Genomic DNA, 18939 nt, shown 5'->3' with positions numbered 1-18939 from the left:
CATGGCGCTGGCATTGCAGAGTTTTGCAACGGTGAAAGACGCCAGCGCGGCGCTGAAAGCCGCCGGCACGCGCTATCTCGGCGGCGGCACGCTTGTCGTACGCGCCGCCAATGAAGGCGATGTCTCGGTCTCCAGCCTTGTCAGGTCGACCGACCCGGCCCTGTCGGCAATCGCGGTCTCCGGCGGCACGGTCCGCATCGGCGCTTCGGTGACCATGGCGGCGATCGCCCGCCATCGCGAGCTCGGCCAGCTTGCCAAGGCCGCGCGCGCTGTCGGCGGCCCGGCCATCCGCAACATGGCCACCGTCGGCGGCAACCTGTTTGCGCCAAGCCCCTATGGCGATTTCGCCGTCGCCTTGCTGGCGCTCGACGCCCTGGTCAGCACCGGCGACAGCGAAATGCCTATCGAGACCTTCCTGACGGGGCGAGACGATAATCGTTCCATCGTCACGTCAGTCAGTTTCGCGCTTCCGAAGGCCGACAGCTTCCGCTTCCTCAAAGTGTCGCGGATCAAACCCAAGGGCGTCTCGGTGCTGAGCATTGCCGCCCTGCTGGAGCAGGCTGCCGACGGCACCGTCTCTTCTGCGCGCATCGCACTTGGTTGCATGGCCGACCGGCCGGTGCGCGCCGAGGCGGCGGAGAAGGCGCTAATCGGCAAAAGGCTTGACCATGACGGCATCGCGCCAGCACTGGCCGCCGCCAGCGAAGGCACCGCGCCGATCACCGACTCGATCGCAAGCGCATGGTATCGCGCCGAAGTTCTGCCGGTCCATCTCGGTCGGCTGCTGCTCGGCTAATCACAATCGGGGGGGCGCGCTTTCCCTACGGGGCAGGCGCGCAAGGAGGAAGAATGGCAAAGATTCCCGTCCAGTTCACGCTCAATGGATCTGAGAAGGCCGAATTCGTCGAAAGCGGCACCACGCTGCTCAACGCCTTGCGCGACAAGATCGGCGACACCTCGCCTAAGGGCGGCTGCCATCAGGGCACTTGCGGGGCCTGCTCGGTGATTATCGACGGCGAACTCCGGCTGTCCTGCCTGACGCTGGCCGAGACCTGCAATGGCGCCATCATCACCACCACATCGGGTCTCGCCGACGGCGGTGTGCTGCATCCGCTGCAGCATGCCTTCCTCGACGCCTTCGCCACGCAATGCGGCTTCTGCACGCCGGGCATGATCATGGCGGCCAAGGTGCTGCTCGACCACTCGCCCAATCCCAGCCGCGACGATGTCGTCGAAGCGCTGTCGGGCAACATCTGCCGCTGCACCGGCTACGAGCCGATCATCCAGGCGGTGCTCACCGCCGCCCGCGCCAATTCGCAGAACGCGGCCTAGAGCCGGATGATTTCAGGTCGAACAGACCTGAAATCCGAATCCGGCTCTAAATCAAAGAGATAGAGCATGATGTCGCCCGAAAACCGCTTCACACTTTTCGGCATCATGCTCTGAGGGACCAAAGAAATGGAATTGCGCAAGAGCTACTTCGCCGATGTCCGCAAGGACGATCTGCATGAGATCGGCCAGGCGCGGCCACGCTCGGATTCGCCAGGCCACGTCACCGGAAAGACCGCCTATTTCGCCGACCGCAACTTTCCCGGCATGCTGCATTTGAAGATGGTGCGCAGCCCTCATCACCATGCCAGCATCCGCTCGATCGACACGTCGGAGGCCGAAAAACATCCGGGCGTGGTCAAGGTGCTGACGGCCAGGGACGTGCCGCACAATGTCTACACGATCCTGATCCTGATCCAGGTCGGACCGGAAGACGAGACGGTCCTGGCCGACGGCAAGGTGCGCTGGAAGGGCGAGGCCGTGGTGGCGGTGTTGGCCGAAACCGAGCGTGCCGCCCAGGAGGCCGCCGCCAAGGTCAAGGTCGATTATGAAGTGCTGCCCGCCGTGTTCGACATGGAGGAAGCGCTGAAGCCCGGCGCGCCCATCGTCAACGAATATCACGGCCAGAACCATTACCTCTATGACAGCGGCGCGTGCCGCAAGGTGCGCTTCGGCGATGTCGAGGCGGGCTTTGCCGAGGCCGATCACGTGCTGGAGCAAAGCTATCAGTCCTCGCCCATCGAGCACGCGCCGACCGAGACCACCGGTTGCGTGGTGGCGCCCGAGGGCAATGACCGCTTCACCTGCTACACCAACACACAGGCGATGTTCTTCACCCTCGACAACACCTCGATCATCCTGCAGATGCCGGGCAGCAAGCTGCATTTTGTCGGCGGCACGGTCGGCGGCGGTTTCGGCGGCAAGGTCGATGTCATCGTCGAGCCGATTGCCATCCTCGGCGCAAAACTAACCGGGCGACCAGTCTGTTTTATCTACAGCCGCGAGGAGGAGATGCAGATCTCCTCGCCCCGCGCGGCCGAAAAAGTCGTCATCAAGGACGGCGTCATGAACGATGGCCGCATCGTCGCACGGAAGGTCACCGGCTACACCGATGCCGGTGCCTACTCCCGCCACTCGCCCTATGGCGCGCAGAAGGGCGCCGGGCACTATCCCGGTCCCTACACCATCCCCAACGTCTGGATCGACACCTACTGCGTCTATACCAATCGCACGCCGTCGTCGGCCATGCGCGGCTTCGGCGTCACCATCGGCGATTTCGCGCTGGAGGTGCAGATGGACAAGCTGGCGCGGCTGATCGGCATGGATCCACTCGAATTCCGCTTCGTCAACGCCTATCGCGACGGCGACATGAAGGCGCATCGCCAGCCGACCGAGGGCGCGGCACTCATCGAATGCATGCAGGAAGCCTCGCGCGCCGCCCACTGGCCGGTGGCGGAGAAATACATGGCGATGTCCTCCTACAAGAACGGAGCTTGAGATGGCGATCAGGCGTGGGCGCGGCGTCGCCGCGATCAACTATCCCACCGGCATGAACCTTGGCGGCGACCCGACCCAGGCGCTGGTGCATTCGACCCCGACCGGCAATTTCATGGTCACGCTGTCCTCGGTCGATCTCGGCCAGGGCATGAAGCAGATCATGGCGCAGATCTGCGCCGAGACGATCGGCGTGCCGACCGATCGCGTCGTCGTCGACACCGCCGACACCGACACCGGCCCGCACTGCATGGGCACCTTCGCCTCGCGCGGCACACACCGCGCCGGCAACGCGGTCATCCAGGCCGCCAGGGAAGCCCGCCAGGTGATGCTTGAAGTGGCGGCCGAGGAACTGGAAGTGAATGCCTCGGACCTCGAAACCGACGGCCAGGGCAACATACTGGTCAAGGGCGCGCCGCAGAGATCGATCTCGATCTTCGATGTCGCCCTGTCGGCGCATTTCAAGCGCGGCCGCTCGATCTCAGGCCGTGGCATGTTTTTGATCCCGCGCTCCTATCCGGAGAAGGAGACCGGCGCGATGAAGCCGTCGACCTGTTACGCGCATGCCTGCACGGTGGCCGAGGTCGAAGTCGACGACGAAACCGGCGAGGTCACGGTGCTGACGGTCAAGAACGTCTTCGAGATCGGCCGCGCGTTGAACCCTAAAATGGTCGAGCAGCAGCTGGTCGGCGGCTCCTGGATGGGCATCAGCCATGCGCTTTACGAGACGACGGAACCCTATTATCCCAACCGCGACCATGGCGGCACCGACTTCAACCAGTATCTGATGCCTGGCCCCGGCGACCTCGCCGAAACCGAAATCATCGTGCTGGAGCGGCCCTCGGCAGATGGCCCCTATGGCGCCAAGGGACCGGGCGAAATGTGCGCCAACCCGCAAATCCCGGCGGTCGCCAACGCCGTCTTCGACGCGGTCGGCGTGCGTATCGACACGCTGCCGATCACGCCGGAACGCATTTTGCGCGCGCTCAAGGCGCAAGCCGCGAACTGAGGACCGACATGCCCGAGGTAAACGCCGAAACGGTCGCGACCTCGCCGGAGGCGGTGGCCGAGCGCCTCGCCGCCTCGCGCTATCTGGCCGACGACAGCCTCGCCACCGCGATCTTTCTGGCCATCCGGCTGGGCAAGCCGTTGCTGCTCGAAGGCGCGCCGGGCGTCGGCAAGACGGAAGCCGCCAAGGCGATCGCCGAGCTGCTCGGCCGCGATCTGGTGCGCCTGCAATGCTATGAAGGCATCGACGCGGCGCATGCGCTCTATGAGTGGAACTACCAGCGCCAACTGCTCGCCATCCGCCATGCCGGCGAGCACGAGATCGACATCTATGATGACCGTTTCCTGATTGCCCGGCCGCTGCTGCAGGTGTTGAAGGCGCCGCGGCAGCGTATTTTGCTGGTCGACGAGATCGATCGCTCGGATCATGAATTCGAGGCGCTGCTGCTGGAATTCCTGTCCGACTTCCAGATCAGCATCCCCGAGCGCGGCACCATCCGTGCCGCCGCTCAGCCGATCGTCATTCTGACTTCGAACCGCACCCGTGAACTCGCCGAGGCGCTGCGCCGCCGCTGCGTCTATCACTGGATCGGCTACCCCGACGCCGAACGCGAGGCCGCCATCATCATGCTGCGTGCTGGCGATGTCGCGGAGGCTACCGCGCGCGCGGTGGCGGCCGCCGTGCAGACCATCCGCGCCCGCCCGCTCGCCAAGCCGCCCGGCATCGCCGAAGCCGTCGAATGGGCCAATGCCGCGACGATCCTGGAAAAGGGCGGCAGCCCGTGGCCGGAAGCCTTCCGCCGCGCCATCGGCGTGTTGATCAAGGACGAGGAAGACCTCTCCTACATCGCCCCCGAGCTTGGGCGCATCGTCCAGGAGGCACTGGCGTGAGCCGGGACGTCAACGATCCCTTCTCCCCGTTCACGGGGAGAAGGTGCCCCGAAGGGGCGGATGAGGGGCGGCGCCACGATGGCCAGAAGTCGGCGCTGCCCCTCACCTGCCTGCCGGCATCCTCTCCCCGTAAACGGGGCGAGGAGAGCGTACCTCCCGCCGCCACGCCCTTCCTTGGCTTCGGCCAACTGCTGCGCCGCTACGGCTTTATAATCGCCCCGGAGCAAATCTCTGGCTTCATGCAGGCCGTGACGCTGCTCGGGCCCCGTTCGATGGCCGATATCCGTGAGGCAGCGCTGGCCACCCTGGCGCCGCCACCTGACCGCCGCGACGAATTCGAGGCGCATTTCCAAAGCCATTTTTACGGCAACACATCAGCCGTGGTGGAAGGCGACAGCGACGAGGAAACCCGCGTCAAGGATGATGGCGGCGCCGACGACGAGCGGATCGAAGCCGAGCAGCGACAGGAAGGCGGCGAGCTATCCTCGGCGATCGAACAGTTGAGCAGCCGCGACTTCCAGCGCGACGACGACAGGCTGACCGTCTTTCGCCGCCAACTGTCGAGCGCCCTGCCCGCGCGCCGCTCCTTCCGCACCGTGCGCACCCATTCGCGCGGCAAGCTCGACCTGCGCCGCTCGCTCAGGGAAATCGTCAGCGCCGATGGCGATGTCCCCTCGCCGCTGCTGCGTCGCCGCCAGACCGTGCCGCGCAAACTGCTGATCCTGATCGACGTGTCCGGCTCGATGAAGCTGCACACGTCGGATTATTTGAAGCTCGCGCATGCCGCCGTGCAAGGCGCTGACCGGGCAGAAATCTTCACCTTCGGCACGCGCCTAAACCGCATTACGTCAGCGCTGCGGATCCGCGACAGGAACCAGGCGTTGGCGCGCGCGGCAGCCCAGGTCGACGACTGGGACGGCGGCACCCGCATGGGGCCAACGCTGCTTGCCTTCCTCTCCGTGCCGCGTTTTTCCGCCTTCGCACGTGGTGCGGCAGTGATCATCCTGTCCGACGCGCTGGAGCGCGGCGGCCATGCCGAACTGGAGACGGCGATGCGCCGGCTGAGCGCCCGCGCGTTCCGGCTGTCGTTGGCGACACCTTTGGCCGGCGACCCGCGCTTCCAGCCGGCAACGGCGGCACTTCGCGCCATCCTGCCTGACCTGGACGATCTGGTCGACGGCTCGTCGCTCGCCGGCCTCACCGATTTCATCCTGTCGCTCGCCCGCCCTGCCCCACCGGCGGCGACAATCTGGAAAAGGGTATCGTGATGCAGAAAGCCATCGACGCGCATTTCCACATCTGGCGCCAGCAGGACCAGCCCTGGCTGGTCGGGCCGATGGTGCCGCGCATCTTCGGCCCCTACGAGCCGATCCGCCGCGACTACCGGATCGAGGAGTTTCTCGCCGACCAGCAAGGGTGCGGCGTCGAGAAAGCGGTCTACGTCCAGACCAACTGGGCGAAGGAGGACTTCGAAAAGGAAGTCGCCTTCCTGCAGAAAACGGCAGATGAAACCGGCTGGCCGCACGCCATCGTCGGCTACACCGACATGACGGTGGACGATATCAGACCCCAGATCGACCGCTTGAAAAAATATCCGCTGCTGCGCGGCGTGCGCATGCAGTTGCATTGGCACGAGACCCCGGCCTTCCGCTTCGCCACTGGCCCCGATCAGGTGATCGATCCCAGGGTACGAGCCAATGTGGCGCGGCTGAAGGATTATGACCTGTCCTTCGACCTGCAGCTCTTTCCCGCCCAGATGAAAGACGGGTTGACGCTGGTCGGAGAAAATCCAGAGACCAATTTCATCCTCACCCACGCCGGCATGCTGACCGGCATGGATCAGGAAACCACCGAAGACTGGAAGGCTGGGCTGCGCACGCTGTCGGCGGCGCCGAACGTCTACGCCAAGCTGTCTGGCCTCGGCACTTTCGTCCACCGCAACGACCCGGCGCTGATCGCCTATATCGTCGACAACGCGATCGAGATATTGGGCGCGGATCACCTGATGTTCGGTTCCAACTTCCCCATCGAGAAGTTGTGGACGAGCCACGCCGAACTGATCAAGGCCCACCGCGCGGCTGTAGCGAAGCACGGTCCGGCGGCCGAGGCTGATATCTTCTGGAATACGGCGGAGCGGATCTACCGGCCGGCTTGACCGCCAGGGAGTTCGCCGCGCCCTTGGCGCGGCGATGCCCTGGCAAGTCCTTACTGCGTCGGCAGCATGCCTTCGACGTCGCTTGCCGCATCGGTGAGCGCTTCCTTGGGCGTCGCCGACTGGTCGACGATCCGCGACAGATTGTCGACGATGGTCTGTGTCACCTTCACACCGTTGGTCCCCGGAAAGGCATACCACGGAACCATCAGCGGCATCTGGCTGAGCCCGGCCTGGAACAGCGGGTTCTTCTTGTAGAAATCACCGAGATATTCCGGCGATTTCGCCGCGAGTTCATTGTTGGGGACATAGCCGGTGCCGGGCACGACGACCGACGCGCCATAAGGGCCGGCGGCGAATTTCGCGAATTTCCAGGCGGCGTCCTGCTTGGCGGCATCCTTGGTCAGGATGACCACGGCATTGCCGCCGGTCGGCAGATGGCCGTTGGCCGGATCGATCAGCGGGATCTTGGCCGTCCGCAGCGTGAACTTGTCGCCGACGTTCTTGATGGTGTTGACCAGCGCGCCGGTGGTCTGGAACTCGAAGCCAACCTTGCCGGCCGCGAACGCCTGCTCGCCAGCCGGCTTGGTGAAGACCGGCATGCCGCCCTCCTTCACCATCCGCTGCAGGATCTCGACTGCCTTCTCGCCTTCCGGCCCGTTGAAGGCGACCTTGCTTTCGTCCTCGTTCAGCATCTTGCCACCGGCGCCGAACAGCAGCGCCGAAAACATCCAGTCGTCGCCCTGCCAGCGGAAGTCGATGCCGTCGACGCCATTGCCGAGCGCCTTGATCTTGCCGCCGAGCGCGATGACCTCGTCCCAGGTCTTGGGCGGATTGTCCGGATCACCGCCGGCGGCCTTCACCAGGTCGGCGTTGTAATACATGATCGGGTTCGAGGTGGCGAAGGCGAGGCCGACCTGCTTGCCGTTGACCTGCGCCAGCTTCAGGATCGTGTCGGAGAAGCCGAGCTCAGCCATGTTGCCTTCCTTCTTGACCAGCGGGCCAAGATCGACGGCGACGTCGCGTTCGTTGAGCATGCGCAGACGGTTGAGACCGATGAAGGTGATGTCGGGCATTTCGTCGGTGCCGGCCTGGCGAAGGATGGTCTGGATGCCTTCCTCATAGGTGGCGGACGGGCTGGCGAACTGGATCTTGATGTCGGGATTTTCTTCCATGAACTTCTTCGAGATCGTGTCCATCACGTTCTTGAAGAAGCCGGGCATCGGATAATGGACCGTCAGCGTCGTGTCGGCATAGGCCGGAAGGGCTGTCGTCAGCGAGATCGCCGCCGCTGCAAGTATCCTGGAAAGTTGCTTCATGTGCTCGTGCTCCTGGTTCGACCCGGTCAGCCTTTGAGACCGGTCATGGTGATGCCTTCGACGAAGCGCTTCTGTGCGAACAGGAAGGCGACGACGAGTGGAAGGGTGATGATCAGCGTGGCGGCCATCAGCGCGCCGTAATCGTCGCCCGCCTCGGCGGCGCGGAAATACATCAGGCCGAGCGGCGGCGTGGCATAGGCCTGCTTGCTGACGACGATCAGCGGCCAGTAGAGATCGTTCCAGTGGGCGACCACCGAAAAGATCGCAAACGCGGTGACGGCCGGCCAGGCGTTGGGGACGATGACGCGCGCGACGATCCCGAGCTCGGACATGCCGTCGAGCCTTGCCGCGTGGATGAGGTCGTCGGGCATGGCGCGGAAGAACTGCAGGAACATGAAGATCGCGAACACCGAGATGGTGAACGGCGCCACCAGCGAGGTGTAGCTGTTGAGCAGCGACATCCTGTCGAAGGCGACATAGAGCGGCAGCGCCGTGGCATGGATCGGTACCAGCAGGCCGAGCATGACCAGCACCATCATCAGCCGCGCGGCACGGAATTTCAGCTTGGCCATGGCGTAGGCGCAGGGAATCGCGACCAGCACTTGGAAGAAGAAGATCAGGCCGCACACGACGACGCCGTTCCACAGCAGTGTTGCCATCGGCACCTTGCTCAGCGCCTTGGCGAAATTCTCGGCAAAATAGAAATGCTGCGGGATGAGCGACAGCGACGAGGTAAAGATGTCGCTCTGCGTCTTGCCCGCGGTCGAGATCATGAAGATGTAAGGCGCGAGGATCATCAACGCGCCCAGCGAAAGCAGCGCGAAACGGATGATGCGGCCGGCAGGCAGGCTGGTCATGTGTAATGCACCCGCCGGTCGAGTACGCGGTATTGGAGAAGCATCAGCACGACCAGGATCGCAAGGAAGACGACGGTCATTGCCGAGGCATAGCCGACGCGCAGGTAGACGAAGCCTTCCTGGTAGATGGTGAACAGCAGCACTTCGGAGGCCTTGTTGGGCCCGCCATCGGTCAGCATCTTCACGGTTTCGAAGACCTTCACCGCATTGGTGATGCTGATCGTGACGACGAACAGCGTCGTCGGCCCGAGCATCGGCCAGGTGACCAGGAAAAACCGGTCGAGCGCCGATTTCGCGCCATCGACGTGAGCAGCGGCGTAGAGCTCGCGCGGGATCGCCGTCAGGCCAGCCAGGAACAGCACCATGTTGAAGCCGACCGACTGCCAGACGCCGATGATCGACAGGCTGTAGAGCACGGTGCTGGAGGCGCCGAGCCAGTTCGGGCCAGGAATGCCGACCAGCGCAAGCAGCGCGTTGAGTGGCCCGATGGTCGGGTGGAAGAGATATTGCCAGACTGTCGCCATGGCGACGATCAGCGATGCGACCGGCAGGAAATAGACGGTGCGGAAGAAACCGCGCGCCCGAGGTTCGCCTTCGATCAGCAAGGCGACGCCAAGGCCAAGCACGATCGAGACCGGTGCGACGATCGCCGTATAGACCGATGTGTTCCACAGCGATTTGCGGAAGGTGCGGTCGGTCAGGAGATGCGCGTAATTCTCGAAGCCGACCAGGCGGAATTTGCCATAACCGAGTTCGAAATCGGTGAAGCCGAGGAAGATGACGGCGACCACCGGCAGCAGCACGAACAGCAGCAAGAGCACGATCGCCGGGGCCGCCAGCAGCCAGGCGGTGCGGTCCTCGCTGCGCCTGTGGAGGGCCGCGGCGCTCAGGATATTGCCAGCCAGCGCGACGCTAGACATAGGCCGGCTCCTGGCGTGCGGGCGCGGCGCTCGCCGTGCGCAGCCGCTTTCCCTCCGGCCCGAAGACCATGGCATGCTCGGGTGGAAGGAGGATACCCACCGGCATTCCCGCAATCAGGTCCCTCGCCTCGTGCGGCGCCAGCTTGGCGATGACGATGTCGCCGGTCGCATCGAGCCGGCAATGGGCAATGACTTCCGAACCGAGGAATTCGAGGCGCTCGATCCGCCCGGCAAGGCCGCTCCGCCCACTGGGAGACAGTTTGACGAATTCGGGCCGGATGCCGAGGCTGACCGGGCCGTTTGCCACCTTCTCCATCAGGGCCAACCGGATGCCTTCGAAGCTGACACGGCCATTTTCGGCAAGTGCCGGTATGATGTTGATCCTGGGCTGGCCGACGAAACGGGCGACCTCGATATGGGCCGGATCGTTGTAGATCGCCTCGGGCGCGGCGAGTTGCAGCAGATTGCCGCCGATCATCACCGCCACCCGGTCGGCCATCGAAAGTGCCTCGGCCTGGTCATGCGTCACATAGAGCGTCGGCACGCCGGCGCGGCGGTGCAGTTCGACGATCTCGCCACGGGCGTGCACCCGCAGATTGGCGTCGAGGTTGGAAAGCGGCTCGTCCATCAGGAAGATCGAGGGGCGCCGCACCATGGCGCGCGCCAGGGCGACACGCTGCCGCTGCCCGCCCGACATCTGACCAGGCTTGCGGTCGAGCAGATGATCGATCTTGAGTACCGTCGCCATCTCGCGGACATCCCGCGAAATGCCAGCGCGGATTTCTTTCTGGCCCGGCAATGCGGAGCCGACCAGCGGCAGGCGCTGCGTCCGGCTCAGCCGCTTCATGGCCAAGGGAACCGCGATGTTCTGGCCGGCCGTCAGATGCGGGTAGAGCGCGTAGGACTGGAACACCATGGCGATGTTGCGATCGGCCGCGGCGACCGCCGACATGTCCTTGCCAGCAACGAATATCTCGCCGCTGTCGGCATGATCAAGCCCGGCAAGAATGCGCAGCAAGGTGCTCTTGCCGCAGCCCGAGGGGCCGACCAGGGCGATGAACTCGCCCGCTTTGACATCGAGGCTGACGCCGTTCAGGACGGCATTGCCGCCAAAGGACTTGTTCAAGCCGCGGAGCGAGAGCGCGCTCATGACGCGACTTTCCTGCGGACCTTGTGCGCCTCGTGCGGGTAGACTTCCTCGACCACGTCATCGAGGACGTGGACGGTCATGCCGGGAACAGCGACGATCTCGCTGGTGACTGTATCGTCGAATTCATGCACGACGGCGCCGAGCAGCCGCTCGCCCGGCATGTCGCGCTCCATGTCGCCGACGACAAAGGCGGCCGACGGACCCCAGACCAGCGCGGTGTTTTCGTATTTGCCTTGCCATGCCCAGTGCAGGTGACCGCTGGCGAAAAGCGCCACGTCATGGGCACCGATCAGATCGTAGAGACGTTGCCGCTGTGCCGGGCGGACGCTCCAGTAACCGGTGTCACCTTCGCCGGGCGCGTCGATGAAAAGCGGCTTGTGGGCGAAAAGCGCGACGCGCCGGCCGCCACGGCTTTCCAGCGCCGCACGCAGCCATTCGAACTGGGCCTCTTCCTCGGCATCATCAAAGCCCATCAGCAGGCTGTCGAGACCGATAAATCGCCAGTTTCCGGCGTCCTCCGTCCAATAATCGGGACCAACCAGCCGGCGCCAGCGCTCGAGGCGTTCCGCATTGACCGGCTGCAAGGAGCCCGGCAGATGGCCGACATCGTGATTGCCCGGCACCAGCAGCATCGGGACCGAGATTTCCCGCATCAGCTCCATGCAGAAGCCGATGTCGTCGTCCTTGTCGGCGCCGTCGACGCTGAGATCGCCGGTGTGGATGACGAGGTCAGCGCCGCTTTGCGCGATCCAGGCGGCCAGCGGCTCCCAATTGCCGTTGAAATGCGGCTTGGTCGGGCTGAAATGGGTATCGGTGATCTGGACGATTTTCATGCCGGCTCCACTGCGAGAGCCGGCTGCCGGAAACCCACCGGCGCGACTTCGCGTGGGTCTCCTTAGTGCCGTTACATGTCACTTCCTTAACAGGCAGGGGACAAATGTTCCCCGCCATCCCGATAGGCTGGCTGACGGCTAGCTTTTCACCTCGAATTGCGGATCGACCGGGATCTGCATGGCCGTGACCAGATGATTGGTCTGCCCGGCGAGCCCGATGATCGACACCAATTCGCCGTGCTGCGCGTCTGTCATGCCCTTGGCGCGCGCCGTCGCCGTGTGCGAATGCACGCAGTAGGAGCAGCCATTGGCGGTCGAAACCGCGATGTAGATCATCTCCTTGGTCAGCGGATCGATAGCGCTCTCGGCGACCATGACAGCCTTCAACTGCTCCCAGATCCGCTTCAGTGCCGGCGGATCATTGGCCAGCCCGCGCCAGAAATTATTGACGAAATCCGATTTGCGCGTGGCGCGGATATCGTCGAACACGGCCTTCACGGCCGGGATTTTTTCCATCTCGGCATCGCTCAGGAGTTTTGTCGTGGCCATGGCGTTTCCTTTCGTTGGCTCGGTGGATCAGGTCGCTGAATCAGGTCTCGAGCAAAGGCGGCTAACCGGCTTTTCTGATTCAGTTTTCGATGCCGATTTGAGCAGAACATTGATGGTTAGCCGAGCCCCCTCGGCGTCGTCATCCCAGGGCGAAGCAGGCGCGAAGCGCCGTCGCGGAGACCCTGGGATCCATGCCGTGACGCCAGCCGTGGAGTGCAGCGAAGCAGAATTCTGCACCGCTGCTACGCTTCGAAGTCCCGGCATGGATCCTCGGGTCTGCGCCGCGTCGCTACGCTCCTTGCTCCGCCCGTGGATGACGAATGGATGGGCATCCCGGCCAATTGTCGACATACGCACCCGGCCAGCACCCCTAGTGCACCGCCGCGTACATGATCTTCTCCTCCGTGGCCTCCGCCGGAGAAAACTCCTCGACGATGCGGCCTTGCCGGCAGACCAGGATCCGATCCGACAGGTTCATGATCTCCGGCAAATAGGACGAGATCACCACCACGGCCAAGCCCTCGTCGGCCAGCCGGTTGATGATCTGGTGGATCTCCGCGATGGCGCCGACATCGACGCCGCGCGTCGGTTCGTCGAAAATGACGATGCGCGGCTGCTGCACCAGCCCCTTGCCGATCACCACCTTCTGCTGGTTGCCACCGGAGAGTTCGACCACGCGCGCATTGTCGTTGATCGCCTTGATGTTGAGCGTCTTCGTCCACTCGGCCGATAGCGCGTGCATCTCCTGCTGGTTGATCACCCAGGCCTTTTCACGGCCGGCCGCCAGCAGGCCGCCAAACAGGTTCTCGGCGATGCTCATCGTCTCGAAGATGCCTTCGCTCTTGCGGTCCTCGGTGACATAGACGATGCCGTCCGCCACCGCTTCGCTCGGCACGCGATAGCGCACCGGCCTGTCGTCGAGTTCGATTGTACCGCCGCGCAAAAAATCGCGCTTATAGATGCCCGACACGACCTTGAAGGTCTCGGTGCGGCCGGAGCCGATCAGCCCGAACACGCCGGTGATCTGGCCCTCGAAGATCGACAAGGAGTTGTTGCGCACGACATTGCTCATCGAAATGTCCTGCACCGACAGCACTTTCCGGCCCGCCTTGCGCAGCTTGGCTTCGTCGCGCTGGCGGTAGATCTGCCCCGACAAAGTGCGCCCGACCATGGCGGCGACAATTCTGTCGCGGTCGAAGGCCGGCGTGTCGTCGGTGATCACCAGCTCACCGTCGCGCAGAATGGTGATGCGGTCGGCAATCATCAATGCCTCTTCCAGCGCGTGGCTGATGAAGACGATCGAGACACCGTTCGCCTTCAGCCGCCGGATCAGCGCGAAGAAATGGCGTTTCTCCTCCGGCGTCAGGGTCGCCGTCGGCTCGTCGAAGATGATGATCTCGGCCTTGTGGTGCACGGCGCGCGCGATCTCGACCATCTGCCGCTTGGCCGCGCCCAGCGTCGCCACCATGGCGTTCGGATCGACCGGAAAATTCAGCGACTGCAGGAATTGCTGTGCTGAAATATACGTGCCGCGCAGCCGGTTGAGGAATTTTTCAGTACCGAGATAGAGGTTCTGCGCCACCGTCATCGACGGCACCAGGCTGGTCTCCTGGAACACCATGGCAATGCCGGCCTCTAGCGCGGCATGCGGCGAAGCGTAGGCGATCTCCCGGCCCTTGTGGAACATCCTGCCGGACGTGGCGTCGACGACACCGGCGATGATCTTGGTTAGTGTCGATTTACCCGCGCCGTTCTCGCCGAGCAGTGCGTGGATTTCGCCTTTGCGCAGTTCGAAGCTGACGTTCTTGACTGCCGGAACGCCCCGATAATTCTTGGTGACGTTTTCGAGGCGAATAATTGGTTCCATCAGAAACCTCCCGAGGCGAGGTCGACGGCCAGCACGCAATCGCCACCCCTGGAAGCAATGAACAGTTGGCCGCCCTTTTCCACCACGCTGCAAATGCCGTGGCGCGTGCCGTTGGCGCGGCTGTGCAGGCTGAATTGCGGCTGCATGTTTTGATCGAGCTTGACCACCAGCCCGTAGGAACGGCTCGGCGACCACGGCTTGTGGATGCCCATGGTTCTGATGCCGCCGCATTGCAGCGGTTCGAGGAAGCTGCGGCTGGATGCCATCGCCGGCGCGATCCAGTAAGCCGGCGGCACCTGGTCGATCATGTCCTGGCGGTAGTGCGTTTCCTGCAGCACGAATTCAATCAGCCGGTTGCGTGGCGCGAACAAGGTCAGCCACGCCCCGCCATCGCCGGCCGGCGACAGCCGAGCGGGATAGCCGGGAAGATGCGTCATCACGGTCGAGCGATTGCCGGTCGCGCCATCGAAGCGCACGAGTTGGTGACGCCAGCTCTCGCTCACCAGCACATCCCTGCCAAGGGGCTGGAGCCCGTAGGGAAAGGCGATCCCGCCGGCTATCTTGCGGAACTCGCCACCTGCCGCGTCTCGTTTCCAAAGCGAACCGGACGCGCCCTTCTTCATCAGATCGGCGGCCCATTGCGACGGCGTATGCTCGGCCGACCCGTTGGCCAGCCACAGCGCGCCGTCCTCGGCATAGGCAAGTGCTGTTATGCAGCTGATACCAGCCGGCGGCGAAACCTCCTTGCCTGATATCAAGAGCTTGCCGCTTTCGAGCCCCACCGTCAGTTGGCCCGATGGCGACAGAGCCAGCGCCGTGATTGGGGAAGGAAAGGTCTCGACAACCTTCGGTTCAGTGTCGGCGGCGAGCGAATAGATGGCGTTGCCGCTGGAGGCCAGCAGCCGCCCATCGGCAACCAGCAAATTGTCCGGCTCGGTCAGTTCAGCAAACGCAGGCGCCTCATCCAGCCGCGTGTTGGGACGGAAGGCGCCGTCGAGCGGCGGGATGGTCACCGCCTTGCCACGAAACATATCCAGGATCGGGTCGAGGATCATGGCTGCGCTCCCCAATACGAGGCGGAGCTGGTCCAGTTCGGGTCGGCGCCGGAAACCTTGTAGCGGCCGATGCGATTGTTGAGAATGCCGCCGACGAACAGATATCCCTTGTGCTCGCGCATCGAGGTGACCATCGGGTGCGCGCCGCCCGTCAAGTCGCCCATCGCCTCGACGATGCCGCCCTTCTCGTTGAATTTCACCACGCCGCCGGTGTTGATGTTGGGGAACAGCCATTCGTCCTGCGGCAGCCGGCGCGTCATGCGCTTGCGCATGTCGGGGTGGCGCAACGACAGGTCGAAGCTCGGCGTGCGCATGCCCAGCCACGCCATCCAGTAATTGCCGTCCGACGCGCGGTTGATGTTGTCGGGATAGCCCGGCATGTCGCGGATGACGCATTCGGCGGTGCCCGCCTTCGGCCCTTCCAGCCAATAGCGATGCACCCGGCAGGCCCAGCTTTCGGCGAAGAACAGCGACTTGCCATCATGCGCCATGCAGACACCATTGGTGTAACGGTAGCCGTCGAGCAGCGTCCTGGTCGACCCATCCCTGGGATCGTAGACTAGGAGGCGGCCGGTGGCGCGGTTCTCGATCGAGTCCAGCGCCCAGTCATGCGCGTCATAGCGCTTGGTCGAGTCCGTAAAATAGATGCGGCCGTCCGGCGCGATATCGCAATCATTGGGATCGCGCAGCCGCGCATCGTCGACGATCGAGGTCCAGGAGCGCGACGTCTCGGCCGACAGCCTTTTGACCGCGCGATCCGGAGAGACGGAATAGAGCCCCATCGCGCCGACGCAGCTGATCAGATTGCCCCCTTTGTCAAAGGCCAAGCCCAGCGGAAAACCGCCAATATGGGCGAACACCTCCGACCTGACATAATCCGGCGCGAAGAAGCGGACGATCTCGCCATGGCGCGTGCCGCAATAGAGATTGTCGTCGCGGTCGAGGATGACGTCTTCCGGCCCTTCCAGTTCGCCGAGCCCGATATGGTCGGCCGCCGACAGCCGGTTGTCGAGCGCGTAAGGCGTACCCGAGCCCGGCACCGCGGACTGGGTTTCGCCCATCCTGAGATAAACCGGCGCGACATAGACCTCGTTCAGCACCTTGTGGCGGTTCTTGAGCCAGCGAATGTCGATGGTCACCGCCACCGCCAGCATGATGCCGAGCACCATCTGGTTGGTGCCGGTGCCATAGCCCAGCCGGATCAGCCCGTTGGTCATGGTCAGCACGATGATGGCGCCCATCAGCCCCTTGATGACCGAGCCGCGCCCGCCGCCGAGACTGACGCCGCCGACCACCGCCGCCGTCAGCGCCATGATCTCGAGATTGAGGCCGGTGCCCGGCCCTGCCCCGCTCAGCCGGCAGGCGATGAGAAAGCCGCCGATCGAGGCGCAGAAGCCGGAAAAGACATAGGTCATGAACACGGTACGGCGCACCCGGATGCCGGCATTGTGCGCCGAACGCCGGGAGCCGCCGACCGCCAGCACGTGCCAGCCCGGCCGCGAGCGCGTCAGCGCGATATGGGTGACGATGGCGAGGATGATCGCCAGCCACACCGAGACGGACAGGCCCCAGAAAGTGCTGTCGCCGATGAAATCGAGCAAGTCTGAAGTAGCGGTCGAAAGCTGCACATCGGCGGCATAGGTGGTGACCAGGATATCAAACAGCGCCCGCCCGAAGATGAAGGTCACCAGCGTGGTGAGAAACGCCCGCAGCCTGAGGTAGCCGACGAGGTAGCCGTTGATCGCGCCGAACACCAACCCGGTGGCGAGCGAGGCGGCCAGCGCCAGCCAGATCGACTGTTCGAGGATGAAGAAGACATAGACGGCGGAAAAGCAGGATAGCGCGAAGATCGAACCGACCGAGAGATCGATGCCGCCGCCCAGCATCACCACCGTCATGCCGGTGACGACCATCGAAAACTCGCCGAGTTGGCGGGTCGATTCCTGCAGGGAAGAGAGCTTGAAGAAGCCTGGAATGATCGAGCCGAAAGTCGCCAAAGTCACCACCAGCGCCAGGAAGGGAATGGCGTTGTCGGTCCAGCGCTTGGTCAGGATCTCGCCGACAAGATGGTCGGGCACGAGATTGTAGCGCCAGGACTGGAGGCGTTCGCGAAAGCTCATCGGGTCACTGCTGCCAGGTCTGGGGCCACAAGAGAAAGAGGTGGTCGGACAATCCGGCCACCTCGTCGATATCGGTTGCAGACGATCCGCTTACTTCGCCGCGGCTTCGGCCTGCAGCGCCTTCAGGTCCCAGCAGCTGTCGGGCTTGAGGTCGGCCTTGGTCGTCGCCTTCTCCAGCGTGTAGATGTATGTGTGGGAGGTGCCGGCCGGCTGGCCGCTCTGCAGCAGGAATTTGATGATGGCGTTCATGTCGCCCGATTGGCGGGCAAGATCGGTCATCACCACGGCGCCGTAGGTGCCGTCGTTCAGCTTGTCGCAATCGGCCGCCTTTTCGCCGCCGCCGGTGGTGACCAAAAACACCTTGCCGTCGAGCTTGGCGTCGCGGATCGCGGCCGACGCGCCGGTGGCATCGCCATCCCAGAAGTCGATGATCGAGCAGATGTCCGGGTTCTGCTGCAGCATGGTCGTGGTCACGTTGCGCGAGGTCGTCGCATCCCAGTTGGAATCGGGCTTGGCCACGACCTTGAAGTCGGGATGCTTGTCCAGCACCTTCATGATGCCGGCATATTGGTAAAGGCTGGAGGAGTTGGCCTGGTCGCCCTGCACCAGCCCGATCTTCTTGGACGAGTTCTCGCCGCAGCCCTTGATCGCGGCTTCCGCCTCGAGCTGGCCGAGCCGGTCCCAGTCGCTGCCGACGAAAGCATCGGCGGGAAAATTCGCCGGATTGTCGACCAGGATCACATAGGTGCCGGCGGCCTGCGCCTTCTTCATAAGCTTGGAATAGGAGTTGAGGTCCGGCGCATGGATGATCAGCACATCAGGTCTGGTGTCGGACGAGATCGCGTCGGTGATCGCCTGCGCGCCGGCATCGACGACCCAGTTGGGATCGCGCGTTTCGAACGTGCCGCCCCAGGCTTCGACTTCCTTCTTCAGATAATGCGCCCAGCCCTGCGCCAGGTCGAAGCCCATCGCCAGCGGCACCAGCATGACGCGCTTGCCTTTCAGCGCTTGTGCATAGGCAGCGGGGCCTGGATCGTCGGCGGCGAAGGTCGGCGCCACGAAGGTGGTGACGGCCAGCGCCGTGGCCGCCGCCATGAGGGTTCTGATCAGTTTCATGTCTCATCCTCTGGTTCGGTTTTCATTGCCGGCCGATCGTCGCGATCGCACCGGGTACCCCAGAGCAAGATGGGCTAGCCCATCTGCTCTAAATGTCACCTTGTTGCGCGGTCTGTTCGTCGCGCGGATTGATGATGCCGTCGACGATGATGGCGCCGAGCAGGATCGCCGCCTTGATCAGGTTCTGGTAGAGCAGCGGAATGTCGATGATGGTCATGGCGTTGAGCAGGATGCCGATCAGCGCGGCGCCGACCAGCACATTGCGCACCCCGCCCCGCC

17 protein-coding genes and 1 pseudogene are annotated in these 18939 nt (G+C 63.8%); 7 read left to right on the top strand and 11 right to left on the bottom strand.

The features are described from left to right. Position 1 precedes the first annotated feature (1 nt). From LB571_RS11885 to LB571_RS11855, 7 genes are all read left to right on the top strand, one after another. Complete coding sequence (locus LB571_RS11885) at positions 2–796, top strand: FAD binding domain-containing protein (protein WP_140714473.1); 795 nt, start codon at positions 2–4, stop codon at positions 794–796. Between the two features lie 53 nt (positions 797–849). Continuing rightward, positions 850–1332 (top strand): (2Fe-2S)-binding protein, encoded by a 483-nt coding sequence (locus LB571_RS11880; protein ID WP_140714471.1) that lies wholly within the window; start codon positions 850–852, stop codon positions 1330–1332. Between the two features lie 126 nt (positions 1333–1458). Beyond that, positions 1459–2826 (top strand): xanthine dehydrogenase family protein molybdopterin-binding subunit, encoded by a 1368-nt coding sequence (locus LB571_RS28770; protein WP_263484666.1) that lies wholly within the window; start codon positions 1459–1461, stop codon positions 2824–2826. Position 2827: 1 nt separating this feature from the next. Beyond that, on the top strand, positions 2828–3832 hold the full coding sequence (locus LB571_RS28765) for a xanthine dehydrogenase family protein molybdopterin-binding subunit (RefSeq protein WP_015317098.1): 1005 nt from the start codon (positions 2828–2830) through the stop codon (positions 3830–3832). An 8-nt stretch (positions 3833–3840) separates the two neighbouring features. Continuing rightward, complete coding sequence (locus tag LB571_RS11865) at positions 3841–4722, top strand: AAA family ATPase (RefSeq protein ID WP_224594672.1); 882 nt, start codon at positions 3841–3843, stop codon at positions 4720–4722. Next, positions 4719–5990, top strand: a complete 1272-nt coding sequence (locus LB571_RS11860) for a vWA domain-containing protein (protein WP_224594670.1) — start codon at positions 4719–4721, stop codon at positions 5988–5990. Before LB571_RS11865 ends, LB571_RS11860 begins: the two co-directional genes overlap by 4 nt. Further along, complete coding sequence (locus LB571_RS11855; protein WP_224595204.1) at positions 5990–6877, top strand: amidohydrolase family protein; 888 nt, start codon at positions 5990–5992, stop codon at positions 6875–6877. The genes LB571_RS11860 and LB571_RS11855 overlap by 1 nt, the downstream gene beginning before the upstream one ends. A gap of 50 nt (positions 6878–6927) precedes the next feature. On the opposite strand, the gene LB571_RS11850 is transcribed toward LB571_RS11855, so the two are convergent. The 11 genes and pseudogenes from LB571_RS11850 to LB571_RS11800 form a co-directional block, all read right to left on the bottom strand. After that, on the bottom strand, positions 6928–8193 hold the full coding sequence (locus tag LB571_RS11850; RefSeq protein ID WP_224594667.1) for an ABC transporter substrate-binding protein: 1266 nt from the start codon (positions 8191–8193) through the stop codon (positions 6928–6930). 26 nt (positions 8194–8219) lie between these two features. After that, on the bottom strand, positions 8220–9050 hold the full coding sequence (locus LB571_RS11845; protein WP_140790348.1) for a carbohydrate ABC transporter permease: 831 nt from the start codon (positions 9048–9050) through the stop codon (positions 8220–8222). Beyond that, positions 9047–9970, bottom strand: coding sequence for a carbohydrate ABC transporter permease (locus tag LB571_RS11840; RefSeq protein ID WP_140714459.1), 924 nt, complete (start codon positions 9968–9970; stop codon positions 9047–9049). The genes LB571_RS11845 and LB571_RS11840 overlap by 4 nt, the downstream gene beginning before the upstream one ends. Next, on the bottom strand, positions 9963–11120 hold the full coding sequence (locus LB571_RS11835; RefSeq protein WP_224523449.1) for an ABC transporter ATP-binding protein: 1158 nt from the start codon (positions 11118–11120) through the stop codon (positions 9963–9965). Before LB571_RS11835 ends, LB571_RS11840 begins: the two co-directional genes overlap by 8 nt. Further along, the gene (locus tag LB571_RS11830) at positions 11117–11953 is read right to left on the bottom strand and encodes a metallophosphoesterase family protein (protein ID WP_224594665.1); all 837 of its coding nucleotides are present in this window, start codon (positions 11951–11953) and stop codon (positions 11117–11119) included. The genes LB571_RS11835 and LB571_RS11830 overlap by 4 nt, the downstream gene beginning before the upstream one ends. 138 nt (positions 11954–12091) lie before the next feature. Then, a complete protein-coding gene (locus LB571_RS11825) occupies positions 12092–12502 on the bottom strand; it encodes a carboxymuconolactone decarboxylase family protein (protein WP_015317089.1) in 411 nt (136 codons plus the stop codon). Between the two features lie 370 nt (positions 12503–12872). Further along, the gene (locus LB571_RS11820; RefSeq protein ID WP_224594662.1) at positions 12873–14369 is read right to left on the bottom strand and encodes a sugar ABC transporter ATP-binding protein; all 1497 of its coding nucleotides are present in this window, start codon (positions 14367–14369) and stop codon (positions 12873–12875) included. Then, entirely contained in the window at positions 14369–15424 is a 1056-nt protein-coding gene (locus LB571_RS11815) for a hypothetical protein (RefSeq protein WP_224594659.1), read from the bottom strand. The genes LB571_RS11820 and LB571_RS11815 overlap by 1 nt, the downstream gene beginning before the upstream one ends. Then, positions 15421–17544 (bottom strand): ABC transporter permease, encoded by a 2124-nt coding sequence (locus tag LB571_RS11810; protein ID WP_224594656.1) that lies wholly within the window; start codon positions 17542–17544, stop codon positions 15421–15423. The genes LB571_RS11815 and LB571_RS11810 overlap by 4 nt, the downstream gene beginning before the upstream one ends. 90 nt (positions 17545–17634) lie before the next feature. After that, positions 17635–18660, bottom strand: coding sequence for a sugar ABC transporter substrate-binding protein (locus LB571_RS11805; RefSeq protein WP_140725948.1), 1026 nt, complete (start codon positions 18658–18660; stop codon positions 17635–17637). Positions 18661–18748: 88 nt separating this feature from the next. Further along, positions 18749–18939: pseudogene (locus tag LB571_RS11800) on the bottom strand (ABC transporter permease); the annotation flags it as partial.

The organism is Mesorhizobium sp. BR1-1-4 (genome assembly GCF_020165375.1).
Taxonomy (GTDB): domain Bacteria; phylum Pseudomonadota; class Alphaproteobacteria; order Rhizobiales; family Rhizobiaceae; genus Mesorhizobium; species Mesorhizobium australicum.
This window is presented reverse-complemented; position numbering and strand designations above follow the sequence as displayed.